Source organism: Pimelobacter simplex (assembly GCF_900114845.1).
Taxonomy (GTDB): domain Bacteria; phylum Actinomycetota; class Actinomycetes; order Propionibacteriales; family Nocardioidaceae; genus Nocardioides; species Nocardioides simplex.
In genome coordinates, this window is sequence record NZ_FOUK01000001.1 from 65834 (window position 1) to 88321 (window position 22488).

25 protein-coding genes are annotated in these 22488 nt (G+C 74.4%); 12 read left to right on the top strand and 13 right to left on the bottom strand.

Going from position 1 to position 22488, the window contains the following annotated elements; all coding sequences use genetic code 11:
* Positions 1 to 2: 2 nt before the first annotated feature.
* A complete protein-coding gene (locus BM223_RS00315; protein ID WP_038682498.1) occupies positions 3 to 914 on the bottom strand; it encodes an ABC transporter substrate-binding protein in 912 nt (303 codons plus the stop codon).
* 103 nt (positions 915 to 1017) lie between these two features.
* Between BM223_RS00315 and BM223_RS00320 the strand changes: the two genes are divergently transcribed.
* Positions 1018 to 1818 (top strand): helix-turn-helix domain-containing protein, encoded by an 801-nt coding sequence (locus tag BM223_RS00320; protein WP_141267543.1) that lies wholly within the window; start codon positions 1018 to 1020, stop codon positions 1816 to 1818.
* A 79-nt stretch (positions 1819 to 1897) separates the two neighbouring features.
* Positions 1898 to 2713, top strand: a complete 816-nt coding sequence (locus BM223_RS00325) for a siderophore-interacting protein (RefSeq protein ID WP_038682496.1) — start codon at positions 1898 to 1900, stop codon at positions 2711 to 2713.
* On the opposite strand, the gene BM223_RS00330 is transcribed toward BM223_RS00325, so the two are convergent.
* Positions 2661 to 3668, bottom strand: coding sequence for an arsenic resistance protein (locus BM223_RS00330; protein ID WP_038682495.1), 1008 nt, complete (start codon positions 3666 to 3668; stop codon positions 2661 to 2663). The two genes, BM223_RS00325 and BM223_RS00330, sit on opposite strands and share 53 nt — an antisense overlap.
* 234 nt (positions 3669 to 3902) lie before the next feature.
* Between BM223_RS00330 and BM223_RS00335 the strand changes: the two genes are divergently transcribed.
* Complete coding sequence (locus tag BM223_RS00335) at positions 3903 to 4565, top strand: SHOCT domain-containing protein (protein ID WP_052139132.1); 663 nt, start codon at positions 3903 to 3905, stop codon at positions 4563 to 4565.
* An 18-nt stretch (positions 4566 to 4583) separates the two neighbouring features.
* On the opposite strand, the gene BM223_RS00340 is transcribed toward BM223_RS00335, so the two are convergent.
* Positions 4584 to 4994, bottom strand: a complete 411-nt coding sequence (locus tag BM223_RS00340; protein WP_038682493.1) for an RNHCP domain-containing protein — start codon at positions 4992 to 4994, stop codon at positions 4584 to 4586.
* Positions 4995 to 5003: 9 nt separating this feature from the next.
* Entirely contained in the window at positions 5004 to 5339 is a 336-nt protein-coding gene (locus BM223_RS00345) for an RNHCP domain-containing protein (RefSeq protein WP_235319074.1), read from the bottom strand.
* Between the two features lie 303 nt (positions 5340 to 5642).
* Between BM223_RS00345 and BM223_RS00350 the strand changes: the two genes are divergently transcribed.
* From BM223_RS00350 to BM223_RS00365, 4 genes are read left to right on the top strand one after another with little or no spacing between them, the layout of a single operon-like run.
* Entirely contained in the window at positions 5643 to 7286 is a 1644-nt protein-coding gene (locus tag BM223_RS00350) for an ABC-F family ATP-binding cassette domain-containing protein (RefSeq protein WP_052139131.1), read from the top strand.
* 9 nt (positions 7287 to 7295) lie between these two features.
* Positions 7296 to 8081, top strand: a complete 786-nt coding sequence (locus BM223_RS00355) for a nucleotidyltransferase domain-containing protein (RefSeq protein ID WP_052139130.1) — start codon at positions 7296 to 7298, stop codon at positions 8079 to 8081.
* Between the two features lies 1 nt (position 8082).
* The gene (locus tag BM223_RS00360; protein ID WP_075018428.1) at positions 8083 to 9087 is read left to right on the top strand and encodes a hypothetical protein; all 1005 of its coding nucleotides are present in this window, start codon (positions 8083 to 8085) and stop codon (positions 9085 to 9087) included.
* Positions 9087 to 10112 carry a hypothetical protein gene (locus BM223_RS00365; RefSeq protein ID WP_038682486.1) on the top strand — a complete coding sequence of 342 codons (1026 nt, stop codon included), beginning with the start codon at positions 9087 to 9089 and terminating at the stop codon, positions 10110 to 10112. Before BM223_RS00360 ends, BM223_RS00365 begins: the two co-directional genes overlap by 1 nt.
* Positions 10113 to 10127: 15 nt before the next feature.
* Here the strand turns inward: BM223_RS00365 and BM223_RS00370 are convergent, their stop codons facing one another.
* Positions 10128 to 10679, bottom strand: a complete 552-nt coding sequence (locus tag BM223_RS00370; protein WP_038682484.1) for an RNA polymerase sigma factor — start codon at positions 10677 to 10679, stop codon at positions 10128 to 10130.
* 48 nt (positions 10680 to 10727) lie between these two features.
* Here BM223_RS00370 and BM223_RS00375 point away from each other — a divergent pair, with 48 nt between their 5' ends.
* Positions 10728 to 12290: a serine/threonine-protein kinase gene (locus BM223_RS00375; RefSeq protein ID WP_052139129.1), complete on the top strand. Its 1563-nt coding sequence runs from the start codon at positions 10728 to 10730 to the stop codon at positions 12288 to 12290.
* Here BM223_RS00375 and BM223_RS00380 read toward each other — a convergent pair.
* The 5 genes from BM223_RS00380 to BM223_RS00400 are packed head-to-tail and all read right to left on the bottom strand — an operon-like array spanning position 12280 to position 17074.
* Positions 12280 to 13791 (bottom strand): flavin-containing monooxygenase, encoded by a 1512-nt coding sequence (locus tag BM223_RS00380; RefSeq protein ID WP_052139128.1) that lies wholly within the window; start codon positions 13789 to 13791, stop codon positions 12280 to 12282. The genes BM223_RS00375 and BM223_RS00380 overlap by 11 nt on opposite strands.
* Entirely contained in the window at positions 13788 to 14285 is a 498-nt protein-coding gene (locus BM223_RS00385; RefSeq protein ID WP_038682482.1) for an NAD(P)/FAD-dependent oxidoreductase, read from the bottom strand. Before BM223_RS00385 ends, BM223_RS00380 begins: the two co-directional genes overlap by 4 nt.
* On the bottom strand, positions 14282 to 15220 hold the full coding sequence (locus BM223_RS00390) for a ferritin-like domain-containing protein (RefSeq protein ID WP_038682480.1): 939 nt from the start codon (positions 15218 to 15220) through the stop codon (positions 14282 to 14284). Before BM223_RS00390 ends, BM223_RS00385 begins: the two co-directional genes overlap by 4 nt.
* Positions 15217 to 16056, bottom strand: a complete 840-nt coding sequence (locus tag BM223_RS00395; protein ID WP_038682478.1) for an SDR family NAD(P)-dependent oxidoreductase — start codon at positions 16054 to 16056, stop codon at positions 15217 to 15219. Before BM223_RS00395 ends, BM223_RS00390 begins: the two co-directional genes overlap by 4 nt.
* A gap of 1 nt (position 16057) precedes the next feature.
* The gene (locus tag BM223_RS00400) at positions 16058 to 17074 is read right to left on the bottom strand and encodes an alpha/beta hydrolase (RefSeq protein WP_052139127.1); all 1017 of its coding nucleotides are present in this window, start codon (positions 17072 to 17074) and stop codon (positions 16058 to 16060) included.
* A 45-nt stretch (positions 17075 to 17119) separates the two neighbouring features.
* Between BM223_RS00400 and BM223_RS00405 the strand changes: the two genes are divergently transcribed.
* On the top strand, positions 17120 to 17770 hold the full coding sequence (locus tag BM223_RS00405) for a TetR/AcrR family transcriptional regulator (protein WP_038682475.1): 651 nt from the start codon (positions 17120 to 17122) through the stop codon (positions 17768 to 17770).
* Between the two features lie 10 nt (positions 17771 to 17780).
* Here BM223_RS00405 and BM223_RS00410 read toward each other — a convergent pair whose 3' ends face one another.
* Entirely contained in the window at positions 17781 to 18998 is a 1218-nt protein-coding gene (locus BM223_RS00410) for a zinc metalloprotease (protein ID WP_052139126.1), read from the bottom strand.
* Between the two features lie 150 nt (positions 18999 to 19148).
* On the opposite strand from BM223_RS00410, the gene BM223_RS00415 reads away from it, so the two are divergent.
* Positions 19149 to 19583, top strand: coding sequence for a DoxX family protein (locus BM223_RS00415; protein WP_038682473.1), 435 nt, complete (start codon positions 19149 to 19151; stop codon positions 19581 to 19583).
* Here the strand turns inward: BM223_RS00415 and BM223_RS00420 are convergent.
* Positions 19543 to 20328, bottom strand: a complete 786-nt coding sequence (locus BM223_RS00420) for a putative protein N(5)-glutamine methyltransferase (protein WP_038682471.1) — start codon at positions 20326 to 20328, stop codon at positions 19543 to 19545. The two genes, BM223_RS00415 and BM223_RS00420, sit on opposite strands and share 41 nt — an antisense overlap.
* A gap of 30 nt (positions 20329 to 20358) precedes the next feature.
* A complete protein-coding gene (locus BM223_RS28155; protein WP_038682470.1) occupies positions 20359 to 20583 on the bottom strand; it encodes a PspC domain-containing protein in 225 nt (74 codons plus the stop codon).
* A gap of 108 nt (positions 20584 to 20691) precedes the next feature.
* Between BM223_RS28155 and BM223_RS00425 the strand changes: the two genes are divergently transcribed.
* Together BM223_RS00425 and BM223_RS00430 are read left to right on the top strand one after the other, a co-directional pair.
* Positions 20692 to 21498 carry a glycerophosphodiester phosphodiesterase gene (locus BM223_RS00425; RefSeq protein WP_038682468.1) on the top strand — a complete coding sequence of 269 codons (807 nt, stop codon included), beginning with the start codon at positions 20692 to 20694 and terminating at the stop codon, positions 21496 to 21498.
* Between the two features lie 10 nt (positions 21499 to 21508).
* A complete protein-coding gene (locus tag BM223_RS00430) occupies positions 21509 to 22444 on the top strand; it encodes a DUF5926 family protein (protein ID WP_038682467.1) in 936 nt (311 codons plus the stop codon).
* Positions 22445 to 22488 lie beyond the last annotated feature (44 nt).

Below are 22488 nucleotides of genomic sequence, written 5' to 3' on the forward strand. Positions count from 1 at the left end.
GCTCAGCGCGCGGACAGGATCTCCTCGAGGTCGTCGAGGACCGCCTGGCCGCCGAGCGGGCCGACGCCGGCGATCCAGTACGAGAAGTCGACCAGGTGCGGCGCGGGGAACGCCTTCGGGTTGTCCTTGATCGGCTTCGGCAGGGTGCCGGCGTCGGCCGGGTCGCTGCTGGTCACGAAGAGCAGGTCGCCGCGGGCCTCGAGGATCCGCTCGGGCGAGATGTCGACGGAGATCGAGCCCTCCCAGTCCCGCTCGGGGATCGTCAGCCCGACGCACTCGAGCGTGCTGCCGGCGAACGACGTCGGTCCGTAGATGCTCAGCACGGCCTCGTCGCGCGGCCGCACCAGCTGGGCCGTGGTGCCCGCGAGCTGGTGCTCCTCGGCGATCGCGGCGCAGCGGTCGTCGTACGCCTTGAGCAGTGACGTCGCCTCGCCGGGCTTGCCGAGCGCCTCGCCCACCAGCGCGACGTTGTCCTGCCAGGGGTCCTCCTGGGTGGCCATGAACACCGTGGGGGCGATGTCGCTGAGCTGGTCGTAGAGGTCGGAGTGGCGCGACTCGGTGCCCAGGATGAGGTCGGGCTTCTCCTCGGCGATCTTCTCCAGCGACGGCTCGGTCACCGTGCCGACGGTCGCGATGTCCGCCGCGTCCGGCCCGAGGTACGACGGCACGCCGGTCTCCTCGCTCGCGACGGCGGTGCCGACCGGCGTGATGCCGAGCGCCACCGCGGTGTCGAGCTGCACCGGCTCGAGCACGACGACGCGCTTCGGTTGCTCGGGCACGGCCGTCGTCCCCCGGGCGTGGGTGACGTCGTGGACCGGGCCGGCCGGGCCGGCGTCGTCCTTCTCGCCGGCGCAGGCCGTCAGGGCGAGCGCGGCGAGGGCGGCGGCAGCGGCGAGGGAGAGGGCGCGGGGCATGCAGGTTCCTTCGGTTCGAGAGCGGGGAGGCGCACCGGGAGACGGCACCGGGCGGCCTGCTCCGACGGTAGAGGTAAGGCTTGCCTCAGTGCCAGGAGGTAAGGTGACACATCGTGTTCCGATCTCGACGTCGCCACCGCCGACTGTGACCGGGCGCACGCCGGCAGCGCTCGTCACCAAGCACCTGGTCGAGCCGCACGCCCGGTCGATCGACTGGCACGTCCACCGCAAGCACGAGCTGCTCTGGGGGTTCGCCGGCGTCCGCACGGTCGAGACCGAGGGCATCGCCTGGACGCTGCCGCCGACTGCGGGGCTGTGGGTGCCCGCCGGGGTGCGCCACGCGGGCTTCGCCGGGGCCGGCGCGCGGCACTACTTCACGCTGGTCGACCCGGTCCGCTTCCCCGGCCAGTGGGACCGCCCGGTGCTCGTCGCGATGCCGCCCGTCGTGCGCGAGCTGCTGCTGCACCTGCGCGACGCGACGCTCTCGGACGCGGAGCGCGAGGACGCCGAGCGCGCGGCGATGAGCCTGGTCAAGCCCGTGGCCGGGACCGGGATCGCGCTGCCCACGCCGACCGACCCGCGGGCCCGCGTGGTCTCGGCGGGCCTGGTCGAGAACCCGGCGGACCGTCGGACGACCGAGCAGTGGGCGGCCGAGGTCGGGCTCTCCGGGCGCACCCTCGACCGGCTCTTCGCCGGGCAGACCGGGATGACGTTCGCCCGCTGGCGGGTCCAGGCCCGGGTCCGGGCGGCGATCCTGCTGCTCGCCGACGGCCAGACGGCGACCGCCGTCGCGCACCAGGTGGGCTACCAGACCGCGAGCGCGTTCGTGCGGGCGTTCCGGCAGACCACCGGCACCACTCCCGGCGCCTACGTCGCGGCCCTGCGGGACCGGTCGCCGGCCTGACCACCCCCGCGCTAGGTTAGGTTCGCCTAAGGAAGATGATCGAGGCTGACCGGTCCTCGACGTGAGAAGGAGCAGTGCCATGCACGGAGAGGTCCTCGCGACCGAGCAGCTGAGCCCCCACCTGGTGCGGGTGGTGCTCGGCGGAGCCGGGCTCGCCGGCTTCACCTCGACCGGCGACGCCGACGAGTACGTCAACTGCTTCTTCCGGCCCGACGACGCCCCCTACACGGTGCCCTTCGACGAAGAGGCGGTCCGCGACCTGCCCCGTCCGCAGCGGCCCTTCCCCCGCCGGATCACCGTCCGCCGCTGGGACGCCGAGCGGGGCGAGCTCACGCTCGACATCGCCGCCCACGGCGACGTGGGCTACGCCGGCCGCTGGGCGCTCGGGGCCACCCCGGGCGACCGTCTGCAGCTGCGCGGCCCGGCCGGCGGCTACCGGCCCCACGACGACGCCGACCACTACCTGCTCGTCGGCGACGAGAGCGCGCTGCCCGCCATCGCCGCGTGCGCCGAGGCCGTCCCGGCCGGGCGGCCCGTCGTCGTCGTCGCCGAGGTCGAGGACGCCGCCGACGAGATCCCCCTGTCGTCCCCGGGCGCGCTCGAGGTGCACTGGGTGCACCGCGCCGGACGCACCGGCGACGACGAGGTGGCCGGCCTGCTGGCCGACGCCGTCGCCGCCCTGCCCCGCCCGTCCGGCACCGTGAGCGCCTTCGTGCACGGCGAGGCCGCCGCGACCCGCGCCGTGCGCCGGGTGCTGCTCGGCGAGCGGATCGTCGACGCCGAGCGGCTCTCCTGCTCGCCGTACTGGCGTCGGGGGCACGACGACGAGTCGTGGCGCGCGATCAAGGCCGCCTGGGTCCGCGAGACAGCGGCCGAGGAGCTCCCCGCTCGCTGACCAGCCACGGCACCAGGCGCACGTAGACGAGCATCCCCACCAGCTCGACCAGCGTCTGCGTGACGACGACGGCGGGCGTCACGGCGTACGCCGCGGGCAGGGCGAGCGCGAGCGGCAGCACGACCAGCGAGTTGCGGGTCGCGCCGCTGAACACGAGCGCCCGGCCGCGGCCGACGTCGAGCCCGGTCAGCCGGACCGCGGCGACGCCCAGCACCGCCATCACGACGAGGAAGGCCGCGTAGACGGGGACGACGGCCGCGATCTCGCCGTACCGGCCGTCGAGCGTGGGGACCTGGCTGCCGACCACGACGAGCAGCGTGAGCGCCATCAGCGGCACCATCGCCGCCGTCATCGCCCGGCTCACCACGACGCCCGCCCGGCGCCGGTCGGCGAGCGCCTGGGTCGCCCACGCGAGCGCGAGCGGGAGCACGATCAGCAGGCCGAAGGCCTCGACGAACGGTCCCGCCTCGACGACGTCGGCGAGCTCGGACCCGACGAACAGCCACAGCAGCACCGGCAGCGCCAACACCTGCGCCAGCATCAGCAGCGGCGCCGCCGCGACGAGGCGCTCGCTGTCGGCGCCCGCGAGCCGCGAGAACACGATCACGTAGTCGATGCACGGCGTGAGCAGCGTCAGCAGGACACCGAGCAGCACCGCCCGCTCCAGCGACACCACCGCGGTGAGCCCGGCCACGACGAGCGGCACGACGACGAAGTTGAGGACCAGCACCGTGCCGAGGAAGCGCCGGTCGCGGAACGCCCCCGCCACCTCGGTGAACGGCACCTGGAGGAAGGTCGCGTAGAGGAGGACCCCGAGCACCGGGTAGATCGCCCGTTCCAGCGGGTCCGCAGCGCCCGGCCAGGCCAGGCCCACGGCGGCCCCGGCCCCCAGCCCGCCGAGGTAGATCGCGACCTGGTGCCGCTCCAGGGCGGCGACGGACGCGGGGGTGGGCACGGGGTGAAGGTACGGGGTCGGGGCGGCAGTTTCACCGCCTAGGCGGTGAAACTGCCCGTTGGCACAGGGAGTTCCGTGCGCCAAGGGGCAGTTTTGTGGGGCCAGTACGGGCGGGCCGCCGCGGCGGCAGTTTCACCGCCTAGGCGGTGAAACTGCCCCTGGGCACAGGAAACTCCCCCTCCCCAGCCAGATTCACCGAACCACCACCCGCCCGACCCGCCCTACGCTGACTCCATGACGCTCTCCCCCCAGCGGCCGCCGCGGCGGCCGTCGCTCGTGCGCAGCGTCGTGCCGGTGCTGCTGTTCAGCCTGCTGTGCGGCGTGGTCGGTCCGATCTTCCTGATCATGGGCCTGTCCGTCGACGGCTCCGAGCCGGGCACCGGCTGGCTGCTGCCGACCGGCATCGCCATCACCGCGCTCGACGTCCTGATCGGTCTCTTCCTCGGGCTCGGCCGGTACGGCGGCGAAGTGCGCCGGTACCGGCTCCGGCAGCACGGGCGCCCTGCGACCGGCAGGGTGCTCTCGTTCGAGCAGACGAACGTCCGGATCAACGAGCAGCCGGTGGTCAGGCTGCGGATGCGGATCGAGGGCGACGACGTGACGCCGTACGAGGTGCAGGCGAGCCTGCCGATCCCCGAGATCCGGATCCCGCTCCTGTACGGCGGCGCGCTGCCCCTGCTGCTCGACCGCGAGACCGACGAGTGGGAGATCGACTGGACCGCCGCACCGGCTGCCGCGCCGGCCGCCGGGCCGACCGCGGCACCGGCCGGCGGCGCCGTCCCTATGGGACCGAGCGCCGCCGACCGGTTGGCCGAGCTGGACTCCCTGCTGGCCCGCGACCTCGTCAGCCGCGACGAGTACGACGAGACCCGCGCCCGCATCCTCGGCGAGCTCTGACCAGCCCGGCGCGTCCGCTCACAGCTCCCGCAGCGCCCGCCGGCCGAGCCCCCGGTCGGCGAGCGGGCGCACCGCCAGCCGGACCAGCGCGAGGGCGTTGTCGTCGCCCGCGACCCGGTTCAGCTTGAGGACGCCGCAGGCCGTGCACTGGTGCACGAGCTGCCACTCGCCGTCCGGCCGTGTCGACAGGCTCACCGCGACCATCCGGCCGCCGCACGGCGACGCCCGGTCGCCCGGCACCCGGCCGTCGACGTGACGACTGGCCAGGCAGCTGGGGCAGTGGTTGCGGTGCGCTGTGCCGGGCGCGACGACGGGCACCCCGAGCCGGCACCCGACGCAGCGGAAGGCGTCGCCGGACCCGGCGCCGGTGCGGTGGCGCACGTCCTTGCGCCGCTGGGTACGCCCTGGCGGCGTCCTCCTCCTCGGCATCGCCGCCCCCTACAGGGTGCTGAAGACGTCGAGGGGGAACGGTGGCTCCGCGAGCGGGCGCACGGCCAGCCGCATCAGGATCAGCTGGTTGTCGTCCGGTGCGGTGGGGTGCAGCGCGAGCTCGCGGCAGCGCGTGCAGCGGTGCACGAGCGACCACGAGCCGTCCCGCTGGACGGCGATCGACAGCGGCGCCATCCGGCCCTCGCAGTCGGACGGTCCGCCGTCGACGTGGTCGATCGTGTGCCGTGAGCTCAGGCAGCTGGGGCAGTGGTTGCGGCGTGCGTCGCCGGGCGCGAGCGTGACGACGACGAGGCCGCAACGCACGCAGGTGAAGGTGTCGGACACCCGGTTTCTCCTTGCTCCTTGGGATGACAAAGCAGGAGCAGGCCGAGCGCGCCTCAGGCCGGCAGCGTCAGGAGCTACCGGTGCGGGTCGGGATTCCGAGCCACGCCTCGAGGCGTCCTCGGCACGAGCCGGGTCATGGGGCGACCGTAGCGGCGGACGGCGCCGCGGGGCCACCGGTTTATCCGGTGGCGCCGGTGACCAGCACCCCCGTACGCTGGGCCCATCATGCTGATCGACGCCTGACCCGGCCCACGTCCGCGGCACCAGCCCGGTGGGTCCCTCCGTCTCCGAAGGCGCCCCGTCATGTCCGCATCATCCGGATCCACCACCTCCCTCGCCCCCGTCGTCGTGCGCGACCTGGGCGTCGCGTTCGGACGTCGTACCGTCCTCGACGGGATCGACCTCGTCGCCCAGCCGGGCCGGCGGATCGGCCTGATCGGTGAGAACGGCGCCGGGAAGTCGACGCTGCTGCGCGCGGTGAGCGGCACCCTGCCCGCCACCGCCCACGTCACCGGCAGCATCGAGCGGCCCGACGACCTCGCCCTCCTCACGCAGGAGCCGCCGTTCCGGGACGCCGACACGATCGCCGACGTCCTCGCCACCGCGCTGCGCCCCCTCCGTGAGGCCGTCGCGGCCGTCGAGCGCCTCGCGGACCGGCTCGACGAGCCCGCCGTCGCCGACGAGTACGCCGCCGCCCTCGAGCTCGCCCTCGCCCACGATGCCTGGGACGCCGACCGGCGCGCGCTCCTCGCCGCCGAGCAGCTCGGCCTCGACCACCTCGCCCCGGACCGCCCGGTCGGCAGCCTCTCCGGCGGCCAGCGCACCCGGCTGGCGCTCGCGACGCTGATGACCCGGCGTCCGCAGTGCCTGCTGCTCGACGAGCCCACCAACCACCTCGACGACGCCGCGGTCGCGCTGCTCGTCGCCTTCCTGCGCGACCTGCCGGGCGTCGTCCTGCTCACCAGCCACGACCGGGTCCTCCTCGACGAGGTCTGCACCGACCTGGTCGACCTCGACCCCGTCGGCATGGGCACCGACGGCCGGGGCGGACGACGCTACGGCGGCGGCTGGACGGCGTACTCCGAGGCCCGCGCCGCCGCCCGGCGCCGCTGGGAGGAGACCTACGCCGCCCAGCAGGAGGAGCTCGACCGGCTCCGCGAGGCCACCCGCATCGACCAGCGCACGATCGCGCCCGGCCGCGGACCACGCGACAACGACAAGTTCATCCACGCCTTCAAGGGCGCCAACGTCGACCGCGCCGTCGCCCGCCGCAAGCGGGACGCCGAGCGCCGCCTCGACGAGGCCGAGCGCACCCAGGTCCGCAAGCCTCCGGCGCCGCTGCGCCTGGCGACCGGGCTGACCGGTGCCGGCTCCGGCACTGCCGGTGGGCGGGTCGTCTTCGTCCGCGACCTGGTCGTCGGCGACCGCCTGCGCCTGCCCGTCCTCGACGTCGAGTCCGGGTCGCACCTGCTCGTCACCGGCGCCAACGGGACCGGGAAGTCGACCCTGCTCGGCGTCCTGTCCGGACGGATCACGCCGACCGCCGGCACCGTCCAGGTCGGCGCGCACCGGATCGCCGAGCTCACCCAGGACCCCGTGTTCCCGGACCTCACCGCCACCGCCCGCGCCACCTACGACGCCGCGGTCGGCCCCGACCTCGCCGCCCGTCGTCCCCTCCGCAGCCTCGGCCTGCTCCACCCCCGCGAGCACCCGAAGCCCGTCGTCCTGCTCTCGGTCGGTCAGCGCCGCCGGCTCGCCCTCGCGATCGCCGTCGCGACCGAGCCGGACCTGCTCCTCCTCGACGAGCCCACCAACCACCTCTCGCTCGCGCTCGTCGGCGAGCTCGAGGAGGCCATCGGCACGAGCCCCGGCACCGTCGTCGTCGCCTCGCACGACCGCTGGCTGCGCCGGCGCTGGGAGGGGACGACGCTGCGGCTCGGCGGGTAGCGTGCGGGGGTGCGCGATCCGGGCGAGGGCGTCAGCCGTGGCGGGCTGATCGTCACCGGCGCGCGCCGCGACCGGATCCCCGCCGCCTACCGTGCGGTGCTCGACGACGCGGTCGCGCTGCTGGGGGACGGGCCCGGGGCGCCGTCGCTGTACGTCTACGGCTCGGTCGCCACCGGCCAGGCCGAGCCGGGGCGCTCGGACGTGGACCTGCTCACCGTCGGACTCCCTCGGGAGCGTGCCGCCGCGCTCGGTGCCGAGCTGAGCGACCGGTTCGCCGGGCTCGGCCGCGGGGTGGAGGTGGCGTGCCTCGGCGCGGAGGACCTCGCCGACGCGGGCGCGAGCGCGAGCGACGCGGCGTACGGCAACCGGGCGTTCCTGCGCCACTACTGCGTCCACCTCGCCGGACCGGACCCCGCTGCGGACCTCCCGCCCGTGCCCGCCGACCGACGCGCCGCCCGCGGCTTCAACGGCGACCTCGCCGCGCACCTCGCCGGCTGGCGCACGGCGCCCGAGGGACCCGAGCTCGCCCGGCGGATCAGCCGCAAGACGCTGCTCGCGCTGGCCGGGCTGGTCAGCATCCGCGAGCGCACCTGGACGACCGACCGCGCCACGGCCGCCGCGCGCTGGCCCCTCGCCGAGCCGGACGACGCACCGGCGGTCCGCGCCCTCGTCGCGGCCGCCGACCCGGCCGTGCTCCTCGCGCCGGACGGACCGGTCGAGCAGGTGCTCCGCCGCTTCGCCGCCGAGATCGGCCTCTGGGCAGAACCGAACCTGACCCCGGAGCATCACACCTGACATGAACCGGATCACCCTGGTCTCGCTCGTCACCGCCGCCGTCCTCGGGTCGGCCGGCGGGGTCGCGTACGCCGTCGGTGCAGGGGACGACGCCCCGCGCGAGCACCGGGCCGCCGACCCGGCCGACCCGGCCGACCCGGTCGCCCCGGTCGCCCCGGTCGCCCCGGTCGCCCCGGTCGCCCCGGTCGCCCCGGTCGCCCCGGCCGGCCCGTTCTACTTCCTCCACGGCACGATCCACGACGGCGACGCCGAGGTCGCGGTCCCCGGCGTCGACGCCGACCTGGTCCTCTCGCTCGAGCGCGCGCGGGGCGGCTACCTGGTCGTCTACTACGGCGACCACGAGGACCAGCAGACCGGCGTCTACGTCACCCCCGGCGGCGCGACGTGGAAGGTGGGTCCGCTCGTCGGTCCCTGGCACGTCGACCCGGCCGGCGAGCGCGTGGCGTACGGCGACGGCCGCGGCGGGTGGCAGGTCGCCGTCCTCGCCGACCGGACGACGCACCCGCTGGGGGCCGCCGATCCGTGGACCCCGCGCCAGCTGGGGGAGCCGGGTGGGGAGCCGCGCTACGTCTCGGACGACGGTCGCTACGCCGTCGAGAGCCGTCCGAATCCCGCGACCGGACCGGCCACGCCGGTCGGCGGGTGCCTCACCGGGGGCGCGCTCGCCGACACCGGCTCGTGGTGGGCCGAGTGCTCGACCGGGACGGCGTCGCGGGCGCCGTACTCGCCGTCGGGGACGCTGCTCCTCACCGAGACCGCGGTGGGCGACGGGCCGCCGCCGTCGGCGCTGCAGGTCCGCGACCCGGCGACGGGCCGGGTGACCGGGCGGATCGACCCGGGCGGGTACCGGTCGGGTGCGGCGTGGGGCGGCGACGACACGGTCGTCTACACGGTCACCGGGCGCGACGACACCGACAAGATCGCGTTGAGCCGGTGCGTCGTGGCGACCGGCGACTGCACGACGCAGGTCGAGGCCGAGGGCAACCTCGTGCTCGGGAGCGGCTGATGGACCGCCGGATGCTGGCCGCGGTCGCCGTCGCCGCGATCGTCGGCACCGTCGGGGGTGTCGGCGTCGCGCTCGAGCCCGGCGGCTCCACGCCGGCCGCGCACCCGCCGGCGGGACAGCAGCGCGAGCAGGCGGCGCCGGGACCGTTGTGGATGACGTCCAGCGAGCTGCACGACGGCGACACCGTCGTCCCGCTCTCCGGCGTCGCGTTCGTGACGGGCGTCGAGCGGGTCGGCGACCACTGGATCGTCCAGGACGTGCCCAGCACCCCGGACTCGTCGCCGCGCGTGCTACGCGTCGACCGGGACGGCGACGTGGTGGTGCTGGCCGACGTCCGCGGGCACGGCGACATCAGCGACGACGGCACCCAGCACGTCGGCCTGGGTCCGGACGCCACCGGCTACGAGATCACCGACCTCACGACGGGGACGGCGACCCGGGTGCCGCCGGCGCCCGATCCCGGCGACCCCGAGGGGACCGCGCTCTTCGACGGCGAGGACGTCGTCACCGGCTGGTCGCCGAGCGGCACGACGTACTACCGCTCCACGCCCACGGGCACCTACCAGGAGGTCGTGGCCCGCAACGTCATCGACGGGCGGTTCTCCCCCGACCGCTCGACGTACGCCGGCCTGCGGGTCGGCATCGGTCCGGACTGCGTGATCGGCGGCCCCGCCGGCGACGACGACACGGCGCCGTGGAAGCAGTGCCCCGGTGGTCTCGGCAGCGCGTCGCCGTACGCGCCTGACGGGAAGCGGCTCGTCGTCATCGGCCACGACGGAACCGGCGAGGCGCTCCCCACGTGGGCGAAGGTCCTCGACGCCACGACCGGTGAGCAGGTCGCCGAGGTGCCGCTGCCCGACGACGTCTTCGACGTCGCGATGCTGGCGGACGACGAGCTCGTCGTGCTCAGCGTGTCCGGTCCGGACGGCGCGCAGACGACGACCGTCCGCACCTGCGACCTCGGCGGGAGCTGCACCACGCAAGGCAGCGCCCGGGGTGTCGCGGTCCTCGGCGGCTCGCGCTGAGCGCCTCCGCGGGGCTCAGCCCTCGTCGACCCGCAGCAGCGGCCGGACCGCCTGGCGGGCGTGGTGGATCCGCGACTTGATGGTGCCGAGCGGGGCGTCGAGCAGCTGCGCGATCTCGTTGTAGTCGAGCTCCTGGATGTCGCGCAGCACCAGCGGCTCGACCAGCTCGGGCCGGGTCGAGGCGAGCACCTCGAGCGCCTCGAGCAGGTCGAGCCGGCTGCCGGCGATGACGCTCGTGGTGCGCGGGTCGGCGGCGACGGGCATCTCGTCGACGCTGTGCTCGGCCGCGCGGCGCTTGAGGGAGCGGTAGGTGGTGCGGGCGCTGTTGGACGCGACCGCGTGCAGCCACGTGGTGAAGCGGCTGCGCCCGGCGAACGTGCCGATCTTGGTGGCGACCAGGAGCAGGGCGTCCTGGGTGGCCTCCTCGGCGTCCTGGGGGTGCAGCAGCATCCGCCCGCAGATCCGGCGGACCCGCGGCTGGATGGCGGCGAGCAGGTCGTCGAGCGCCGTGCGGTCGCCGGCGGCCGCGCGCAGCGCGAGATCGTCGAGATCGATCGGCTCGTCCATGGCCTGCCTCCCCGAGTGACTCCGGACCTCTCGGGCACAATACGCACCGTGTCCCTGCCGGAACGACTCGGGAGGCTCCGCCGCGTCGACCGGATCGGAGCCGGTGGTTTCGCGACCGTCTGGCTCTACCACGACGACGAGCTGGACTCGCCCGTCGCGGTCAAGGCGCTCGCCGACAACTGGGCGCAGCGCACCGACGTCTGCGACCGCTTCCTCGAGGAGGCGCGGATCCTGCGCCGGGCCGACAGCGACCACGTCGTCCGGGTCTACGACATCGGCGCGGTCGACGGGACGCCGTACTTCGTGATGTCGTACGCCGACCGCGGCTCGCTCGCCGACCTGCTCGCCGACGGCCCGGTCGCGCCGGAGCGGATGGTCGACCTGCTCAGCCAGGCCGGCGACGGCATCGCGGTGCTGCACCGGCACGGGATCATCCACCGCGACATCAAGCCGCAGAACCTGCTGCTGCGCTCCACGCCCGACGGCGGCGAGCGGGTCCTCGTCGCCGACCTCGGCGTCGCCAAGGCGATGCTCCACGCGAGCGGGCTGACCCAGGTCGTCGGCACCCCCAGCTACATGGCGCCCGAGCAGGCGACCGGGATCGGCCTCGACCTGCGCGCCGACGTCCACGCCCTCGGTGCGGTCGGCTACCACCTGCTCACCGGCCGCCTCGTCCGTGAGGGCGGGATCGGTGCGCTCGCCACCCCCGAGCTGCCGCCGGCGCCCTCGCGGGTGGCGGACGTCCCCTCCACCTACGACGGGCCGCTGCTCCGGGCACTCCAGCTCGAGCCCGGCGACCGCTGGCCCGACGTGCCGTCGTTCGTGGCCGGGCTGCGCGGCGCGAGCGAGGCCACGACGGTGGCGCTGGGCGGACCGCCGCCGCCTCCGCCCCTGCCGGCGCCGTCGCCGGCCCGGGGCGCCGGGTGGCTCCGCCCCCTGCTGCTGGCGCTCCTGGTGCTCGTGGTGACCTTCGCGATCGCCTTCGGGGTCACCCGGGTCGTCCGCGGCGACGACGGAGGTGGCTCGTCGGGGCAGCCGACCGGTGAGCCGTCGGGTGAGCCGTCGGGCAGCTCGTCGCCGGCTGCCGACATCACCTACGCGCCGCTGGTGCTCGACGCGAAGCAGCGCTACGACACCCACGAGGTCCGGCTGAACGGCGTCGTGTGGAGCTACCCGGTGCCGCGCGGCTGGGCCGCCTACGCGATCAGCGCCGACGGCAGCGATGCCGACCTCCTGCCGGACGAGCAGGTCGACCAACGCGCCCAGGTCCGGTGGCGGCCCGCGGACGAGCCGCTGCGCGGCGGGTACAGCCTGCGGGCGCGGGTCCTCGACACGAAGAACACGATGGCCGAGCAGATCGCGCAGAAGGTCGGCGAGCTCAAGGCGTCGCCGGACCTCAGGGACGTGGACGTCTACCAGCAGACCCACGAGGCGGTGTACTTCACCTTCCGCGACAAGGAGGGCCGGCTGCGCAACAACTACTTCCGGTGGCGCGAGGGCGACCAGGGCACGGTGTCCCTGGAGGTCTCCGTGACCGGCCGGGCCGGCGACAAGCCCGGACTCACCGCGCTGCTCGACCAGGTCGCCGGCGAGGCCGTGCTCAACCCGTGAAGGCGTAGGCGTCGAGCGGGAAGCGCCGCGCGGCCCACATCGTCTCGAGCGTCGTCGCGGCGCGGAACGGCACGTCGCCGTTGGCGTCGAAGTAGTAGCTGTTGGCCTGACCGCACGAGTCCTGGAAGAACACCTGGTGCCGGCGCCGTCCCAGGGCGCTCGCGAAGTAGGCCGCATTCGCCTCGGGCGTCACCTCGACCCGGGTCGCGCCGACCTTGCGCGCCTGGCGCAGGGCCCGCACGATGTGGGCGCTCTGCGTCTCGATCAGGTTGAAGTACGACGAGCCGTTGTAGCCGTACGGCCCCAGGATCGTGAAGAAGTTGGGGAACTGCGGCACGCTCACGCCCTGGTAGGCCTGGAAGCGGTTCTCCTCCCACCACTTCTCCAGGTCCGCGCCGCCGGCCCCGCGCACGGTGAACGGCGGCATGTTGCCCTTCTCGAAGACCTTGAAGCCGGTCGCCAGCACGAGGACGTCGGCGTCGTGCTCGACCCCCTCGGCCGTGCGGACGCCGCCCGGCGTGATCGTGGCGATGCCCGCGGTCTCGAGCGTCACGTTCGCCCGGTTGAACGTCGGCAGGTAGGCGTTGGAGAAGCTGGGCCGCTTGCACCCCAGCGCGTACGACGGCGTCAGCGCCGCGCGGACGGCGGGATCGCGCACCGCCTGGCGCAGGTAGGCGTGCCCGATCCGCTCGCCCACGGCCGCGACGGGGACCAGGCCCGCGAAGTGGGCGGCGACCGGGAACGTCGCCTCGACGAACGCCTGGCTCGCCAGCCGGGTGGCCCGCCGGGCGCCGGGGACGGCGCGCAGCGCGGTGCGCGCCAGGCCGGGCAGGGGGGAGTCGGGCTTGGGCAGGCACCAGATCGGCGTCCGCTGGAAGACGGTCAGGTGCGCGGCCTGCCGCGCCACGTGGGGGATCGCCTGGACGGCCGAGGCGCCGGTGCCGATCACCGCGACCCGGCGGCCGGTCAGGTCGACGGAGTGGTCCCAGCGCGCGGTGTGCATGACCGTGCCGGCGAAGTCGGCCAGACCGTCGATCTCGGGCAGCTTCGGCTGGGTGAGGACGCCGGTCGCGCTGACCACGTGCCGGGCCGTGATCGCGGCCCCGTCGGCGAGGTCGAGCCGCCACAGGTGGGCGTCGTCGTCGAAGGTCGCGGCGGTGACGGTGGTGCGGAGCCGCGTGCGGCGGCGGACGTCGTACTTGTCGGCGCAGTGCTCGGCGTACGCCTTGAGCTCGCGTCCCGGCGCGTAGACCCGCGACCAGCCGGCGACCTGCTCGAACGAGAACTGGTAGCTGAACGACGGGATGTCGACGGCGACCCCCGGATAGGTGTTCCAGTGCCACGCGCCACCGAGGCCGTCGCCGGCCTCGAGCAGCAGGTAGTCGGCGAAGCCCGCCCGGGAGAGCAGGATCGCGGCACCGATGCCGGAGAAGCCGCCGCCGATGATGACGACCTCGTGGTCGGGCTGGTCGGGCTGGTCGGGCTGGGGGAGCACGGTCATGCGCAGAGGTCCTCTCGCTGGGCGGCGGACTCGCCGAGGATGATGCAGTCGACGTGGTGCTCGATGCCTTCGGCGCTGCGGACCCCACCTGGCACGAGCGCGTAGACGGGCCACGAGATGAGCGTGCAGTGGGGCTCCTGGAGGGCCGCGTAGTAGCGGCCGTCGACCCGCGGGCGGTGCCGGTTGAAGCGGGCGTCGGGCGTGAGCCGCCGGCGGGTCCACGGGTCGCGGACCTGGAGCCGCAGGCTGAGCCGGGCCGCCGGCCGGGCCAGCACGCGCGGCAGCGGCAGGGGGAGCGGGAGCAGCCAGTCCGGCTCCTCCTGGAAGACCTTGACCTGGCGCGCCGTCCGCACCACCTCGGGGACGATCACCGCCGCCTCACGGCCGGGGGCGATCACGGCGACGCTCCGGCCGGTGAACGCGCGGCCTCGCCAGGCGGTGCCGCAGAGCACCTCGCCCCGGAAGCCGGAGGTCGAGCCTGTCGAGACCGTCATGACGCGATCGGCTCGTGGGTCAGCTCGTCCACCCACGCCTGCGGGCGGCCGAGCACCTTGGCCGGGACGAACGAGGTGAGCTTCACCATCGGGTCGGCCAGCAGCCGGTGGTACGGCGAGGTGCGGTCGATGATCATCGCGGCCTGTGCCTTGAGCACGTGGTACGCCGGGATGCGGGCCGTGTGCGGACCGCGCGAGCCGATCGTGGCGAACCTCTTCACCGCGTTGTAGAGCTTCTGCTCCGGCAGGCCCATCGCGACGATGTTGTCGCGCATCTTGTTGATGAGCGGCGTGAAGACGACGATCAGGCCGATGATCACCTGCGGCTGCAGCAGCGCGGCCGACTCGATGACCAGCTTGTGCAGCGGGCCCGCGCCGATCAGCTCGAGCACCTGGAAGTCGACGGTGATGTGCCGGGCCTCGTCGGAGTTGATGTGCCGGAACACCTCGTGGCAGACGGGATCGGTGACCTCCTCGAGCAGGAACTTCACGAGCGCGCCGTCGAGCGCGCACTCCAGCAGGGGGATCAGCGTGGCCAGGCCGGTCAGCGGGATCGTGTCGCCGTAGTCGTCGAGCACCTTGATCGCGAGCTTGACGTTGACATTGGGCTCGGGCGGGTTGCCTTCGGCGTCGAGCATCCCCCAGCGCTTCATCAGCGCGAGCTCGGCGTTGGCGTGCTTCTGCTCCTCGGCGTGGAAGTACTCGTAGATCCGCTTGATCGTGGGGGTCGGGGCCTTCTTGGCGAGCGAGGCGAAGCCGCGCGCTCCGACGTGCTCGATCCACACGAGGTCGGCCATGAAGGGCTGCATCTTGGCGCGCAGCTCGTCGGTCATCGTCTCGGCGCCGGGGGCGTCCCAGTCGATGTCGGCGAGCGACCACTGCTTGTCCTTGATGGTCTGCAGCATCTGGTCGAAGTCGAAGGTCGTGGCGCTCATCGGTCGGCACCTTCCTCGGGGTCGGGGGCGAACCGGCCGATCAGGCCGGCGACGCGGGTGTAGGGGGCGGGGAGCAGCCGCTTGGTGCGCCAGAGGAGCTGCGCGTCGAGCTGCGGGACGACGTACAGGCGGCCCTTGTCGTGGGCGTCGAGCGTGGTGCGGACGACCCGGTCGGCCGAGAACCCGGCGATGCCGGCGATCCGGCGGGCCAGTCCCGCGGCGCCGGGGTCGATCAGGTCACCGTCGAAGATGTTGGTCTTGACGAACGTCGGGCAGAGCACGGTCACGGCGACGCCGGTGCCGGCGAGCTCGGCGGCCAGCGTCTCGGAGAGGCTGACCACGCCGGCCTTGCTCACGTTGTAGGCGCCCATCCGCGGTGCGGCGGTGAAGCCGGCCGCCGACGCCACGTTGACGATGCCGCCGCGTCCGGCGGCCCGCAGCGTCGGTGTGAACACGTGGCAGCCGTGGATGACGCCCCACAGGTTGACGCCGAGCGTGCGCTGCCAGTCGCCGAGGGGTGCGTCGCCGACGACCCGGCCGCCGGCGCCGATGCCGGCGTTGTTGACGACGATCCGCGGCGCCCCGTCGAGCCAGTCGAGCGCGGTGTCGTGCACCCGCTGGACCTGCGCGACGTCGGCGACGTCGCAGTCGACAGCGAGGGCCCGGCCGCCGGCCGACTCGATGGCGGCGACGGTCTCCTTGAGGCCGGTCTCGTCGATGTCGGCGCACACCACGCGTCCGCCGCGGCGGGCGAGCTCGCGCGCGAACGCCCGGCCGATGCCGCTCCCGGCGCCGGTGACGACGGCATCCGCGTCCTTGGTCCGTCGGTGTCCCATGTCAGGCCTCCTTGGCCGGTCGTACGAGGGTGAGCGCGCCGCGCCGGCGCTGGATCTCGAGCTGCTCGTCGACGAACGCGGCCGCGGCGTCGAGCGCCCGCTCCGCCTCCGGGACGACGCGCGGCAGCGCCTGGAAGACGTGCATCTGGTCGGGCCAGACCTCCAGCCGGCAGTCGGCGCCGGCCGACGAGAGGCCGCGGGCCAGCTCGACCGCGTCGGCGGCGAGCATCTCCCGCGCGCCGGCCTGGACCAGCGTCGGCGGGAAGCGGTCGGCGCCGTCGAACGAGAACCGCAGCCGCGGCGCCTGCGGGTCGTGGCCGGCGAGGTAGAGGTCGAGCATCCGCGCCGCCTTGGCCGCGGAGATCATCGGGTCGCGGCGCATCCGCTCACGGGCGGCGGCCAGCGACATGGTCAGGTCGAGCACGGGCGAGAAGGCGACCAGCGCCGCCGGCGCGGGCCGTCCCTCGCGGACCAGCTCGAGCGCAAGGTCGACGCACAGGTGGCCGCCCGCGGAGTCGCCGGCGAGCACGATCCGGGCCGGGTCGTGGCCCTCGCCGAGCAGCCAGTCGTAGGCCGCGCGGACGTCGTCCGCCGCGCTCGGGAAGCGGTGGGACGGCGCGAGCCGGTAGTCGCAGGCGAAGACCGGCAGGCCGGTGCGCGCCGAGAGCCGGGTGGTGATGCCGCGGTGGGTGCGCGCCGAGCAGATCGTGTAGGCACTGCCGTGCACGTAGAGGACGACCGCGTCGTCGCGGCCGGCGCGCGGCGCCCGGACCCACTCGCCCCGCGCGGTCGGCCCGGCCTCGGCCAGGTGCGGGTGCTCGACCCGCACGATCCGGCTGCCGCGCAGCGGCGGGCCGAACGCCCACAGGCTGCTCGCCACGAGCCGCCGCGAGAACCGGATGCCCGTGCGGTTCATCGGGATCACGGAGGTCAGCGGGCGCAGCGTCACCGAGGTCAGGTCGGCGGCGAGCCGGCTGCGCAGGGAGCCGCGGGCGGGCACCGCATTGTGAAGGCGCATGCCCTCACATTGCATTCTGCGGGCGGGTGCCGTCAAGATGCTCGTATGGATGCCGCCCGCGCCGACGCCCCCGCGCCCCGCCGGCGCTACGGCGGCAAGTCGGCCGAGCAGCGCCGGGCCGAGCGGCGCGAGGCGTTGCTCGTCGCAGCCCAGGAGATCTGGCAGGAGAGCGGCTGGGCCGCGGTGACCATGCGCGGCGTCTGCGCCCGGGCCGGGCTCACCGACAGGTACTTCTACGAGAGCTTCGCCGACCGCGACGCCCTGCTCGCGACGATCTGGGACCAGGTCCGCGACGAGACGCTCGCCATGATCCTCGGCGCGATCGCCCCCCACGGCGACGACGACCCGCTCGTCCAGCTGCGGGCCGCGCTCGCGGCCGTCGTCCACCACATCGGCGACGAGCCGCACCGCGCGCAGATCGTCTTCGGCGACCACGCCGGCAGCGCGATCCTCGAGCAGCGGCGGCGCGAGACGATCCAGCTCGCCGTCGACCTGCTCATCGACCTCGCCCGTCCCTACCTGCGCCCCGACGCCGACGAGACCGGCCTGCGGATCAGCGTGCTGCTCGGCATCGGCGGCTTCGTCGAGACCGTCCTGGCCTGGCGCTCCGGGCTGGTCGAGATCGACGCCGGCGAGCTCGTCGAGCACCTCGCCGGCGTCGGCGCGAGCCTCGCGCCGCGGTTCCTGCGCCCCTAGGCGCCGCCGGTCACGGCCGCCGCCCCTGCCGGAGCAGGTCCGCCTCGTGCTTGGTCAGCTCCTCGAGCGCGGCCGGCGGGTCGAGCCGGAACCGGTCCGGGCCGATCTCGACGCGCTGCTGAGGCGCCTCGTCGGCCGGCGCGGCGCCGTAGCCGACCGAGCCGCCCTTGAAGCGCAGGCTGGCCCAGTTGTCCTGGGCGGTCAGGATGCCGGTCCGTCCGTTCTTGTTGATGTCGGCGCTGACCGGACCGGTGGAGACCGAGCCGTTGCAGCTCCAGTCGATGCCGGCCGCGGCGTCGCCGCTGGTCCGCGCCGCACCCGAGCCGGGGCAGTACCAGATCGTCCGCCAGCCGGCGGCGCCCAGCCCCAGGCCGCGCGACTCGACGAGCGAGCGCTCGTCGAGGACCGGGTAGGCGTCGTCGGAGTAGCCGAAGTAGGACGCCCCGCTCGTGCGCGGGACGCCGGCCAGCTGGAACGAGTAGTTCATGACGCTGAGGTAGTTGGGTTTGTAGTGGGTGTCGTCGACGCCGCCGTGGCGCAGCCCGAGCGTGTGGCCGAGCTCGTGGACGAAGGTGCCGACCATCTGGTCGTCGGTCCGCGCCCAGCGGCACGTGTCGCCGAGCGTCACGACGAAGGTGTCGGACGGGATGCCGAGCGCCACGCCACTGCTGCAGTCGCCGTTGTAGCGGTCGGCCCAGACCATGTAGCGGAAGATCTTGGCCCGTGCGGGCGCGAAGTGGGCGTTGCGGATCGCGCGGATCTCGGCGGCGTAGGGGGAGAGGTCGGTGTCGAGCGGGACCTGGTTCGATCCCCCGAGGTCGTACGTCGTGCGCCCGGCGTAGGCGCCGCCGTCGAGGTGGATCCGGACACCGGTGGTCCCGTCGGGGTTGCCGACCGGCGCGGAGGCGAACACGTCGACCACCCGGTCGAGGACCGTGACCGGTGGCCGCAGCCCGGGCATCGCGTCCATCTCGACGAAGAGGTCCTGGTGGCGTGGGTCGGCGCCCAGCGCCGGCAGGTCGACGTCGATGACGCCGTCGCCGTCGGCGTCGTAGCCGTTGACCTCCCAGTCGTCGAGCAGGCCGTCACCGTCGGTGTCGGTGGTGGGGGCCGCGGCGGCGGGAGCCGCGGATGCGGACGTCACCGTGGCGATCGGTGGGAACAGGCTGAGGCCCACGGTCGCCACCACGGCGACGGCGGCGAGGAGGGTCGTGCGAAGCGGCGGCATGGGAGCTCCCGAGAGAAGAGGTGACCGCGCGCCCACGGTCGGCTCCGCCTCACGCTAGTGACGCAGGTCTCGCCTGGGAAGGAGAATCCTCAGGTTTCTAGGGGGTGTTCGCATATCGTCGATTTGGATGGACCTGGTGGAGTCAGGGCCATGACACGTCTTCTCGGACCCCTTCCCACCGCCGCCCAGGACGTCGCCCTGCTCGCGGCACGCGTGCTGCTCGGCGTCGTCCTCGTCGCGCACGGCTGGCAGAAGCTCGACGAGTACACGCTGAGCGGGACCAGCGCCAGCTTCGACCAGATGGGCGTCCCGCTGCCGCGGGCGGCCGCGACGTTCGCCGCACTCACCGAGCTCGGTGGCGGCGTCCTCCTCATCGCCGGGCTGCTCACGCCGCTCGCCGCCCTGCTCGTCGCCCTCGACATGCTCGGCGCCTGGTGGTTCGCCCACCGCGGCAGCGGGATCTTCGTCGGCGAGGGTGGGGGCGAGCTCGTCATGGTGATCGGCGCGGTGGCGCTCGTGATCGGCGCGCTCGGCGCCGGCCGGATCAGTGCCGACGGGATGCTGCGGCGGACCGCACCCCGGTGACGACGGTCGCCTCGCGCTCGTCATCGTGGTCGAGCCGGGCCGTGAGCCCGGCGGCGGCGTAGGCCGCGCGAGCGGCCTCCGCTTGGTCGCCGTCCGCGACCTCGGAGAGCAGCGCGCCGCCCGGCCGCAGCCAGCGCGGGGCGAGCGCGGCGACCCGACGGAGCAGGTCCAGCCCGTCGGCGCCGCCGTCGACGGTGCCGCGCGGCTCGTGGTCGCGCGACTCGGGCGGCATCAGCGCCACCGCGGCGCTGGGCACGTAGGGGACGTTGGCGACGATGACGTCGACCCGGCCGCGCAGTGCGTCCGGGAGCGGCGCGTCGAGGTCGCCGGTGACGGCGGTCCCGCCGACGGCGGCCAGGTTGCGCGCCGCGCACGCCACGGCGCGCGGGTCGACGTCGGCCGCGATGACGGTCAGCCCCGGGAGCCGGCGGGCGAGGGCCAGGCCGAGCGCGCCGCTGCCGCAGCACAGGTCGACGACCGTGGCCTCCGGTGTCAGCCGCTCCGCCGCGAGCTCGACGAGGTACGCCGTCCGCTGCCGCGGCACGAACACTCCGGCCTCGACCGCGACCCGTCCGCCGTCGAAGTCGACCCAGCCGAGCACGTGCTCCAGCGGCTCGCCGGCGATCCGCCGCCGGGTCAGCACCTCGAGCTCCTCGGGGGAGCGGGCGGCGGACTCCAGCAGCGCGGCCTCCTCCTCGGCGAACACGCAGCCGGCGGCGCGCAGTCGGGCGACGAGGTCGGGCACGGCGCCAGCGTAGGGGGAGAGCCGGCCGGCTCAGGCCTCCGGCATCAGCCACCACGCGGCGAGGTACAGGATGATCCCGGTGCCGAAGCCGAACACGACGGCGGCGACCAGCAGGATCCGCACCAGCGTCGGGTCGACGCCAAAGTGGTCGGCGACGCCGGAGCAGACGCCGGCCACCATCTTGTTGTCCTGGCGGCGGGTGAGCCGGCGGTGCGAGGAGGCCGGCGGGTTCGGGTAGCTGTCGTAGTTGCTCATGCCTCCACGGTGCCCGGTGGCCGCCGTCCGCACATCGGGGAACGACCCCGGTCGTCCCCGGAGCCGACCCTGAGAACCCTGGCGCCCCGGCCCTGCCACACTTGGTCCGTGCCCACCCACCGACCGCAGGTGGTCGCCCACCGAGGCGCCAGTCACGAGCTCGCCGAGCACACCCTCGGCGCGTACCTCGAGGCGCTGGACGCCGGCGCCGACGGTCTCGAGTGCGACGTCCGGCTCACCGCCGACGGGCACCTCGTCTGCGTCCACGACCGCGACCTGCGTCGGACGGCGTCCACCAAGGGGCTCGTCTCCACGATGGACCTCGCCGAGCTCTCCGAGCTCGACTTCGCTGCCTGGAAGAACCCGTGGGCCGAGCTCGACGACGAGGCGCCCGACGAGGACGAGGCGCTGCGCGGCGTCCTCACCCTCCGCAAGCTGCTCGAGACGGTCGCCGACTACGACCGGCGGGTCGAGGTCGCGATCGAGACCAAGCACCCCACCCGGTACGGCGGGCTGGTCGAGAAGCGCCTGGTCGACATGCTCCGCGACTTCGGGTGGGACCGCGCCGGCGCGCCCGTCCGGGTGATGAGCTTCTCGTTCACCGCGCTGCAGCGCGTCGAGCGGCTGGCCCCGGAGGTCCGCCTCGTGCAGCTCCTCGACAAGCCGAACTACTGGCCCATGCTCAAGCGGGTCGTCGGCCGCGACTGGGTGATCGGACCCGGCATCAAGATGATCCGCGACCACCCCCGCGTCGCCGACTCGATCGGTCGCAGCGGGCGCGACATCCACGTGTGGACGGTCAACAAGGAGAAGGACCTCCAGCGCTGCCTCGACCTCGGCGTCAAGGCGGTCATCAGCGACCGGCCGCGGCTGATGCTCGACCTGCTCGACGACCGCTTCGGAGGCAACCAGTAGTTTCTGCCGCATGGCGAAGAAGAACCGCACCAAGTCCGCGTCCGAGATCCCGGCCGGCGAGGTCGGCCCGCGGCAGCCCTGCCCCTGCGGCTCGGGCAAGCGCTACAAGGCGTGCCACGGCGCGCCCGGTGGCGGCCAGGTCTTCGTCAAGCGTCCCTTCGAGGGCCTCCCCTCGGAGTGCGACATCGTCGCGATGCGCGAGCTCGTCCCCGCCGCGACGGCCACCCTCGCCCTGACCGGCGAGCACGCCGACCGCGTGGTCAAGCTCTGCACCCTGCTCCCCATGGCGGCGCCCGCACTGGTCCGTGACAGCGGCGAGGTGTGGCTCGGGCTCCAGGTCCAGCACGCCTTCGGCGACCCGGCGCGCGACCTGGGCGCCGTCCTTCTCGAGGCGCTCGCCGCCGAGCCCGGCGCCGGCATGATCGGCCTGACCAACCCGCCCGGACCCGGCCCGCGCCTGCAGGACCTCGTCGCGGACGGCGACCTCGCCGTCGAGGTCCACGAGGGCTTCGACTACTGGGTCTCCGACATGGACCCCAGCTCCGAGCTCGCCCAGGCGCTCGAGCAGGCCGACGGCGCCGCCGCCCCGACCGCCCGGCTGACCGAGGTCACCGCGGCGTACTGGACCCGGATGGGCGCCAAGGAGCACCTGCGCTGGGTGATGCCCGAGCCCGAGGACGCCCTCCTCGACGCGCTCGCCCGCCTCCACGTCACCGGCGACGACGTCATCGTCCCCGACGCCCGCTTCGTCGGCATGTTCCGCGCCCACGGCCTCCTCACCCCCGTGTGGGACCTCCCCGTCGGCACCGGCGCCGAGGCCCTCGAGGAGCCCGCCGCCGCCTTCAAGGCCCAGCTCGACGCCGCCCTCGCGGACACCTCCGACCTCACCACCGAGCAGCGCTCGGCCCGCAACGGGCTGGCCAACCGCCAGGTCACCATCCGCTGACCTCCGCCCCGTTGTACCGGACAAAATGGTCGCGAAATCGCCTG

What these genes read in the sequence shown, in the direction of transcription:
- BM223_RS00385 (WP_038682482.1), bottom strand. Translation starts at nt 14,285, where the DNA reads ATGACGGTCTCGACAGGCTCGACCTCCGGCTTCCGGGGCGAGGTGCTC.
- BM223_RS00360 (WP_075018428.1), top strand. Translation starts at nt 8,083, where the DNA reads ATGAACCGGATCACCCTGGTCTCGCTCGTCACCGCCGCCGTCCTCGGG.
- BM223_RS00370 (WP_038682484.1), bottom strand. Translation starts at nt 10,679, where the DNA reads ATGGACGAGCCGATCGATCTCGACGATCTCGCGCTGCGCGCGGCCGCC.
- BM223_RS00410 (WP_052139126.1), bottom strand. Translation starts at nt 18,998, where the DNA reads ATGCCGCCGCTTCGCACGACCCTCCTCGCCGCCGTCGCCGTGGTGGCG.
- BM223_RS00315 (WP_038682498.1), bottom strand. Translation starts at nt 914, where the DNA reads ATGCCCCGCGCCCTCTCCCTCGCCGCTGCCGCCGCCCTCGCCGCGCTC.
- BM223_RS00395 (WP_038682478.1), bottom strand. Translation starts at nt 16,056, where the DNA reads ATGGGACACCGACGGACCAAGGACGCGGATGCCGTCGTCACCGGCGCC.
- BM223_RS00325 (WP_038682496.1), top strand. Translation starts at nt 1,898, where the DNA reads ATGCACGGAGAGGTCCTCGCGACCGAGCAGCTGAGCCCCCACCTGGTG.
- BM223_RS00415 (WP_038682473.1), top strand. Translation starts at nt 19,149, where the DNA reads ATGACACGTCTTCTCGGACCCCTTCCCACCGCCGCCCAGGACGTCGCC.
- BM223_RS00400 (WP_052139127.1), bottom strand. Translation starts at nt 17,074, where the DNA reads ATGCGCCTTCACAATGCGGTGCCCGCCCGCGGCTCCCTGCGCAGCCGG.
- BM223_RS00365 (WP_038682486.1), top strand. Translation starts at nt 9,087, where the DNA reads ATGGACCGCCGGATGCTGGCCGCGGTCGCCGTCGCCGCGATCGTCGGC.
- BM223_RS28155 (WP_038682470.1), bottom strand. Translation starts at nt 20,583, where the DNA reads ATGAGCAACTACGACAGCTACCCGAACCCGCCGGCCTCCTCGCACCGC.
- BM223_RS00350 (WP_052139131.1), top strand. Translation starts at nt 5,643, where the DNA reads ATGTCCGCATCATCCGGATCCACCACCTCCCTCGCCCCCGTCGTCGTG.
- BM223_RS00340 (WP_038682493.1), bottom strand. Translation starts at nt 4,994, where the DNA reads ATGCCGAGGAGGAGGACGCCGCCAGGGCGTACCCAGCGGCGCAAGGAC.
- BM223_RS00335 (WP_052139132.1), top strand. Translation starts at nt 3,903, where the DNA reads ATGACGCTCTCCCCCCAGCGGCCGCCGCGGCGGCCGTCGCTCGTGCGC.
- BM223_RS00390 (WP_038682480.1), bottom strand. Translation starts at nt 15,220, where the DNA reads ATGAGCGCCACGACCTTCGACTTCGACCAGATGCTGCAGACCATCAAG.
- BM223_RS00405 (WP_038682475.1), top strand. Translation starts at nt 17,120, where the DNA reads ATGGATGCCGCCCGCGCCGACGCCCCCGCGCCCCGCCGGCGCTACGGC.
- BM223_RS00430 (WP_038682467.1), top strand. Translation starts at nt 21,509, where the DNA reads ATGGCGAAGAAGAACCGCACCAAGTCCGCGTCCGAGATCCCGGCCGGC.
- BM223_RS00380 (WP_052139128.1), bottom strand. Translation starts at nt 13,791, where the DNA reads ATGACCGTGCTCCCCCAGCCCGACCAGCCCGACCAGCCCGACCACGAG.